The sequence below is a fragment of the Pseudomonas sp. M2 genome (assembly GCF_015751845.1).
GTDB lineage: Bacteria > Pseudomonadota > Gammaproteobacteria > Pseudomonadales > Pseudomonadaceae > Aquipseudomonas > Aquipseudomonas putida_E.
Window position 1 is genome coordinate 2578259 of the sequence record NZ_JADOUD010000001.1, and the last position, 6742, is coordinate 2585000.

6 protein-coding genes (1 of these 6 only partly in view) are annotated in these 6742 nt (G+C 60.6%); 2 read left to right on the plus strand and 4 right to left on the minus strand.

Going from position 1 to position 6742, the window contains the following annotated elements; translation table 11 throughout:
• Window positions 1-7: 7 nt before the first annotated feature.
• From IWW33_RS12020 to IWW33_RS12035, 4 genes are all read right to left on the minus strand, one after another.
• A complete protein-coding gene (locus tag IWW33_RS12020; RefSeq protein WP_042111833.1) occupies window positions 8-1444 on the minus strand; it encodes an NAD(P)(+) transhydrogenase (Re/Si-specific) subunit beta in 1437 nt (478 codons plus the stop codon).
• 2 nt (window positions 1445-1446) lie between these two features.
• Window positions 1447-1761 carry an NAD(P) transhydrogenase subunit alpha gene (locus tag IWW33_RS12025; protein WP_012316824.1) on the minus strand — a complete coding sequence of 105 codons (315 nt, stop codon included), beginning with the start codon at window positions 1759-1761 and terminating at the stop codon, window positions 1447-1449.
• Window positions 1762-1772: 11 nt separating this feature from the next.
• Window positions 1773-2894 carry a Re/Si-specific NAD(P)(+) transhydrogenase subunit alpha gene (locus IWW33_RS12030; protein ID WP_174142401.1) on the minus strand — a complete coding sequence of 374 codons (1122 nt, stop codon included), beginning with the start codon at window positions 2892-2894 and terminating at the stop codon, window positions 1773-1775.
• 410 nt (window positions 2895-3304) lie between these two features.
• Window positions 3305-4213, minus strand: a complete 909-nt coding sequence (locus tag IWW33_RS12035; RefSeq protein ID WP_046786714.1) for a LysR substrate-binding domain-containing protein — start codon at window positions 4211-4213, stop codon at window positions 3305-3307.
• 162 nt (window positions 4214-4375) lie between these two features.
• Here IWW33_RS12035 and IWW33_RS12040 point away from each other — a divergent pair, with 162 nt between their 5' ends.
• Both IWW33_RS12040 and IWW33_RS12045 read left to right on the plus strand, forming a co-directional pair.
• Window positions 4376-5557, plus strand: coding sequence for an acyl-CoA dehydrogenase (locus IWW33_RS12040; protein WP_012316821.1), 1182 nt, complete (start codon window positions 4376-4378; stop codon window positions 5555-5557).
• Between the two features lie 14 nt (window positions 5558-5571).
• Window positions 5572-6742 carry the 5' portion of a CaiB/BaiF CoA-transferase family protein gene (locus IWW33_RS12045; protein WP_174142402.1) on the plus strand. 50 nt of this gene lie beyond the right edge of the window, so the window shows 1171 of its 1221 coding nt (coding positions 1-1171); it begins with the start codon at window positions 5572-5574; the stop codon falls past the right edge of the window.

Here is a 6742-nt window from a genome sequence, read left to right on the forward strand (position 1 = left end):
AGCGGGGTTACTCGACGGCTTTGACCATATCCTCGATGACCTTCTTCGCGTCACCGAACACCATCATGGTCTTGTCCAGGTAGAACAGTTCGTTGTCCAGGCCGGCGTAGCCGCTGGCCATGGAGCGTTTGTTGACGATGATGGTCTTGGCTTTGTAAGCCTCCAGGATCGGCATGCCCGCGATCGGCGACTTTGGATCGTTCTTAGCCGCCGGGTTGACCACGTCGTTGGCGCCCAGCACCAACACTACGTCGGCCTGACCGAACTCAGCGTTGATGTCTTCCATCTCGAACACTTGGTCGTAGGGCACTTCGGCCTCGGCCAGCAGTACGTTCATGTGCCCAGGCATGCGCCCTGCCACTGGGTGGATCGCGTACTTCACGGTCACCCCGTTGTGGGTCAGCTTCTCGGTCAGTTCCTTGAGCGCGTGCTGGGCACGTGCTACCGCCAGGCCGTAGCCGGGCACGATGATCACCGTGTCGGCGTTGCTCAGCAGGAAGGTCGCGTCGTCGGCCGAGCCAGACTTCACCGGGCGCTGCTCTTTCGAGCCTTGCGCCGCGCCGGTATCGGTATCCCCGCCGAAGCCGCCGAGGATGACGTTGAAGAACGAGCGATTCATCGCTTTGCACATGATGTACGAGAGGATCGCACCGCTGGAGCCCACCAGGGAGCCGGCGATGATCAGCATCGAGTTGTTCAGCGAGAAGCCGATACCGGCCGCCGCCCAACCCGAATAGCTATTGAGCATCGACACCACCACCGGCATGTCTGCACCGCCGATCGGGATAATGATCAGTACACCCATGATGAAGGCCAGGACCAGCATCAAGGTGAAGGCGCTGTAGTGGCCGGTGAAGGTGAACAGCAGGCCCAGGGCAATCGTGGTCAGGCCCAGAATCAGGTTCAGCTTGTGCTGGCCGGCGAACTGTACCGGTGCGCCTTGGAACAGGCGGAACTTGTACTTGCCCGACAGCTTGCCGAACGCGATCACGGAACCGGAGAAAGTGATTGCACCGATGGCAGCGCCAAGGAACAGCTCCAGGCGGTTACCGGTGGGGATCGGGTCGCTGATGCTGGCGACAATGCCCATCGATTGCGGCTCGAGTACTGCCGCGATGGCAATGAATACCGCCGCCAGGCCGATCATGCTGTGCATGAAGGCGACCAGCTCCGGCATTTTGGTCATTTCTACGCGCTTGGCCATGATCGAGCCCGCGGTACCGCCGACCAGCAGGCCGACGATGACGTAGCCAATCCCGGCAGTTGCCAGCTCTGCCCCAAGCTTATAGATGAGGCCAACCGTGGTGAGGATCGCGATCCCCATGCCGATCATGCCGAACAGGTTGCCGCGCCGCGACGTGGTCGGGTGCGACAGGCCCTTGAGCGCCTGAATGAAGCAGACCGAGGCGACGAGGTAGAGGAGCGTTACCAGATTCATGCTCATGCTTACTTCTGCGCCTCGTTCTTGGTTTTCTTCTTGAACATCTCAAGCATGCGACGGGTGACCAGGAAGCCACCGAACACGTTGACCGCAGCCAGGGCCACCGCCAGGGTGCCCATCAGCTTGCCGGCCGGGGTCACGGTCAGCGCGGCAGCCAGCATGGCGCCGACGATGACGATGGCCGAGATGGCGTTGGTGACCGCCATCAGGGGTGTGTGCAGTGCCGGGGTCACGTTCCAGACCACGTGGTAGCCGATATAGATGGCCAGCACGAAGATGATCAGGTTGTAGATGCCATGGGAAATCAGCATGTCTTCCATTGTCGTGCTCCTTAGCCGTTCTTGCGCACGACCTGGCCGTCGCGGCACATCAGGCACGCGGCGACGATGTCGTCTTCGAGGTTGATGACCAGCGCGCCGTCCTTGTCGAACAGCAGCTTCATGAAATCCAGCAGGTTGCGTGCATACAGTGCCGAGGCATCTGCTGCCACCTGGGCCGGCAGGTTGGTCGGGCCGACGATGGTCACGCCGTTTTCCATCACGATCTGGTCGGCCACGGTCAGCGGGCAATTACCGCCTTGGGCAGCGGCCAGATCGATGACCACCGAGCCTGGTTTCATCTGCGCCACGGTTTCGGCGCTGAGCAGGGTCGGTGCCTTGCGGCCGGGGATGAGCGCCGTAGTGATGACGATGTCGGCCTGTTTGGCTCGCTCATGCACGGCCTGGGCCTGGCGCTGCATCCAGCTGGCCGGCATCGGCCGGGCATAGCCGCCGACGCCTTCTGCGCACTCGCGCTCCTCATCGGTCTCGTAGGGCACGTCGATGAACTTGGCGCCCAGCGACTCGATCTGCTCCTTGACAGCCGGGCGTACGTCGGACGCCTCGATGACTGCGCCCAGGCGCTTGGCGGTGGCGATGGCCTGCAGGCCGGCAACGCCAGCACCCAGGATCAGCACGCGCGCGGCTTTCACAGTACCGGCGGCGGTCATCAGCATGGGCATGAAGCGCGGGTAATGATGGGCAGCCAGCAACACGGCCTTGTAACCGGCGATGTTGGCCTGGGACGACAGCACGTCCAGGCTCTGGGCCCGGGATGTACGCGGCGCGGCCTCCAGGGCGAAGGCAGTGATACCGCGCTCTGCCATCTTGCCGATCAGCTCGTTGTTGAATGGGTTGAGCATGCCCACCAGAAGGCTGCCGCTGTTGATCAGGGCCAGCTCCTGGTCGTTGGGACCGACCACCTTGAGGACCAGTTGGGCGCCGTAGGCATCGGCTGCACTTCCCAGGGAAGCGCCCACGGCCTCATAGGCACTGTCCGGAATGCTGGCATTGAGCCCTGCCCCCCGTTGGACGGTGACCTGATGGCCCTGGCCAATCAGTTTCTTGATGGTTTCCGGGGTCGCAGCGACCCTTGTCTCACCGGTCTGCGTCTCGAGAGGAACACCAATGTGCACGACTATTTCTCCTGCGGTGACCTTTTTGTCTTTATAGAAGCCAGCGCACTTCGGGTGGTGCGCGGGTTTGGCTGTTGAGCGCCAGTCCGCCGAATCCAGGGCGGGCGGAGCATTTTGCAGACGAACCCAGGGGCCTTCAACCGGTTCTGGAGCGAAACGAAGTTAAAACTACAAGTCACCCTGTGACCGTATGTCGCAACGGATAGGGCGCAGCCCGTCAAACATGGGCTATTGGCAGATTAGGGGATTTTTTGAAATTTTTTGCGCTGATTTCGCAGATGGAATCGCGAAGGTCGTAAAACCCTCTGAAAGCCGCGTGTTTAGCGGTTTTGTCGGGGTTTTTCGATTCACCTGAACAGTTTGCTTATATGCGACAAAAACATACATCTGTAGGTGTTCAAAATAATTGACTACAAGGGTAGGGAAGGGGCGATGTAATGCTGTGCCTGCCCCAGTAGCCAATCACGGAATGCCCGCAGCGACGCCGATTCGGCCTTGCGCTCGGGAATCATCAGATAATAGGCCTTGTCGCTGGACAGGGCGTATCTGTTAGCGACCACCAGTCTGCCTTCCTCCAGTTCCCGCTGGATCAGGAACGGTGGTATCAGCGCGATGCCCATCTCGTGGGTGGCAGCTTGGGCCAGCATTGAGAACAGTTCATAGCGCGGGCCTGTCATGTCCCCGGAAACGTTCATGCCCAGACCATTGAACCACTGTCGCCAGGCATAGGGCCGCGTGGTCTGCTGCAGCAGCGGCAGGTGGGCGATTCGCGTCGCGTCGAGCATGCCTTGCCCGTCCAGCAAGGCTGGGCTGCACACGGGTACCGGGTTTTCGCCCATCAGGCGGTGGGAGTGCGTGCCTGACCAGTCGGCATCGCCAAAATAGATAGCGGCGTCGAACGTGGTGTCGGCAAACAGGAACGGCCGTGTGCGGTTGGTGAGGTTGACAGTGACATCCGGGTGCCGTTGCTGGAAGTCCTTGAGCCGCGGCAGCAGCCATTGGGTGCCGAAAGTCGGTACTACGGCCAGTTCGATCACGTTGGCACCTTGCTGGCGCATTACCGACAAGGTGTCACGCTCTACAGCATCCAGCTGTGCGGCAACCTGGCGGCTATACGACAGTCCCGCCTCTGTCAGCTTGACGCCGCGCCGCGAGCGCCGGAACAGCTCCACGTTGAGAAACCCCTCGAGGCCGCCGATCTGGCGACAGACGGCGCCTTGGGTCAGGGCAAGTTCCTGAGCGGCCTTGGTAAAGCTCTCGTGGCGCGCTGCCGCTTCGAAGCAGACCAATGCGGTGGTACTGGGGATCTTGCGACGCATGTACGGCAACCTCACTTATAGGGTTTGCAAGATGGGGTTTTTGTGTGTTTCGGAGTGATAAATTATCACTAATACGTGCGCAATCCTCGTTTGTCCTCGTTGTAGATCAGGCCTAGGATCAAAGGCACAAGAATCTGCTCCCCTATTTCGAGGATTTCACTCATGGCCGGTAAAGCAAGCTTCAACTGGATCGACCCGCTGCTGCTGGACCAGCAGCTCACTGAAGAAGAGCGCATGGTTCGTGACAGCGCCTATCAGTTCGCCCAGGACAAGCTGGCCCCGCGGGTGCTGGAGGCTTTCCGTCATGAGCAGACCGACCCCGCTATTTTTCGCGAAATGGGTGAAGTCGGCCTGCTGGGCGCGACCATTCCCGAGCAATATGGCGGGAGTGGGCTCAACTACGTGTGCTACGGGCTGATTGCCCGGGAAGTGGAGCGTATCGACTCTGGCTATCGCTCGATGATGAGTGTGCAGTCTTCACTGGTGATGGTGCCGATCAACGAGTTCGGTACCGAAGCGCAGAAACAGAAGTACCTGCCCAAGCTTGCCAGCGGTGAGTGGATCGGTTGCTTCGGCCTGACCGAACCTAACCATGGCTCCGACCCGGGCTCGATGATCACCCGTGCCAGAAAGGTGGACGGCGGCTATCGCCTGAGCGGCAGCAAGATGTGGATCACCAACAGCCCGATCGCCGATGTGTTCGTGGTCTGGGCCAAGGATGACGCTGGCGATATCCGCGGCTTTGTTCTTGAAAAGGGTTGGCAGGGCCTCAGTGCACCGGCGATCCATGGCAAGGTCGGGCTGCGCGCGTCGATCACCGGCGAAATCGTGATGGACAATGTGTTCGTGCCTGAGGAAAACATCTTCCCGGATGTGCGTGGCCTCAAAGGTCCGTTCACCTGCCTGAACTCTGCCCGTTATGGTATTTCGTGGGGTGCTTTGGGGGCTGCTGAAGCCTGCTGGCACACCGCTCGCCAGTACACCCTGGACCGTCAGCAGTTCGGTCGCCCGCTGGCTGCCAATCAGCTTATCCAGAAAAAGCTGGCCGACATGCAGACCGAAATTACCCTGGCCCTGCAAGGCTGCCTGCGTTTGGGGCGTATGAAAGACGAGGGCACCGCTGCGGTGGAGATCACCTCGATCATGAAGCGCAACTCGTGCGGCAAGTCGCTGGACATTGCGCGTATGGCCCGTGACATGTTGGGTGGTAACGGTATCTCCGACGAGTTCGGCGTGGCGCGTCATCTGGTCAATCTTGAGGTGGTCAATACCTATGAGGGCACCCATGACGTACACGCGCTGATTCTGGGGCGCGCGCAAACCGGCATCCAGGCCTTCTATTGATAAGGAGCCTGGTCATGGGCGCGCTATCTCATCTGCGGGTGCTGGACCTCTCCCGTGTGCTGGCTGGGCCTTGGTCTGGTCAGATTCTGGCTGACCTGGGCGCCGACGTGATCAAGGTCGAGCGCCCAGGCAGCGGCGACGATACTCGCGCCTGGGGGCCGCCCTTCCTCAAGGATGTACAAGGCGAGAACACCAGTGAGGCGGCTTACTATTTGTCGGCCAACCGTAACAAGCGTTCGGTGACCATCGACTTTACTCAGCCAGAGGGGCAGCGCCTGGTGCGTGAGCTGGCTGCGAAGTCGGACATCGTCATTGAAAACTTCAAGGTTGGCGGGCTGGCTGCCTATGGGCTGGATTACGCGAGCCTGAAGTTGGTGAATCCCCGGCTTATCTATTGCTCGATCACTGGCTTCGGTCAGACCGGGCCCTACGCTAAGCGCGCCGGCTATGACTTCATGATCCAGGGGCTGGGCGGGCTGATGAGCCTGACCGGGCGCCCCGACGGTGATGAGGGTGCCGGACCTGTGAAGGTGGGGGTAGCGCTTACCGATATTCTGACTGGGCTGTATTCGACCGTGGCCATACTGGCGGCCCTCGCCCATCGCGACCAGGCCGGTGTCGGGCAGCACATCGATATGGCCTTGCTGGATGTGCAGGTAGCCTGCCTGGCCAATCAGGCGATGAACTACCTCACTACTGGCAACCCGCCGCGACGGCTGGGCAATGCACATCCTAATATTGTGCCTTATCAGGATTTCCCGACCGCAGATGGCGACTTCATTCTTACCGTCGGCAACGATGGCCAGTTCCGCAAGTTCGCCGAGGTGGCTGGTCAGCCTCAATGGGCTGATGACCCACGCTTCGCAACCAACAAGCTGCGGGTGGCCAATCGGGCGGAGCTGATTCCGTTGATTCGCCAGGCCACGGTGTTCAAGACAACGGCTGAGTGGGTGAGCCAGTTGGAAGCTGCAGGCGTGCCCTGTGGGCCGATCAATGATCTGGCGCAGATGTTCCAGGACCCGCAAGTGCTTGCGCGCGGCCTGGCTGTGAGCATGCCCCATGCCTTGGCTGGGAGTGTGCCGCAGGTGGCCAGCCCTATCAGGTTATCGGAAACGCCCGTTGAGTATCGTCGTGCGCCGCCGCTGCTGGGTGAGCACACGGAGGCAGTTCTAGGTGATGTGTTGG

Excerpts from the sequence above, each read along its gene's own strand:
- IWW33_RS12020 (WP_042111833.1), bottom strand. The coding sequence starts at position 1,444 with ATGAGCATGAATCTGGTAACGCTCCTCTACCTCGTCGCCTCGGTCTGC.
- IWW33_RS12025 (WP_012316824.1), bottom strand. The coding sequence starts at position 1,761 with ATGGAAGACATGCTGATTTCCCATGGCATCTACAACCTGATCATCTTC.
- IWW33_RS12035 (WP_046786714.1), bottom strand. The coding sequence starts at position 4,213 with ATGCGTCGCAAGATCCCCAGTACCACCGCATTGGTCTGCTTCGAAGCG.
- IWW33_RS12040 (WP_012316821.1), top strand. The coding sequence starts at position 4,376 with ATGGCCGGTAAAGCAAGCTTCAACTGGATCGACCCGCTGCTGCTGGAC.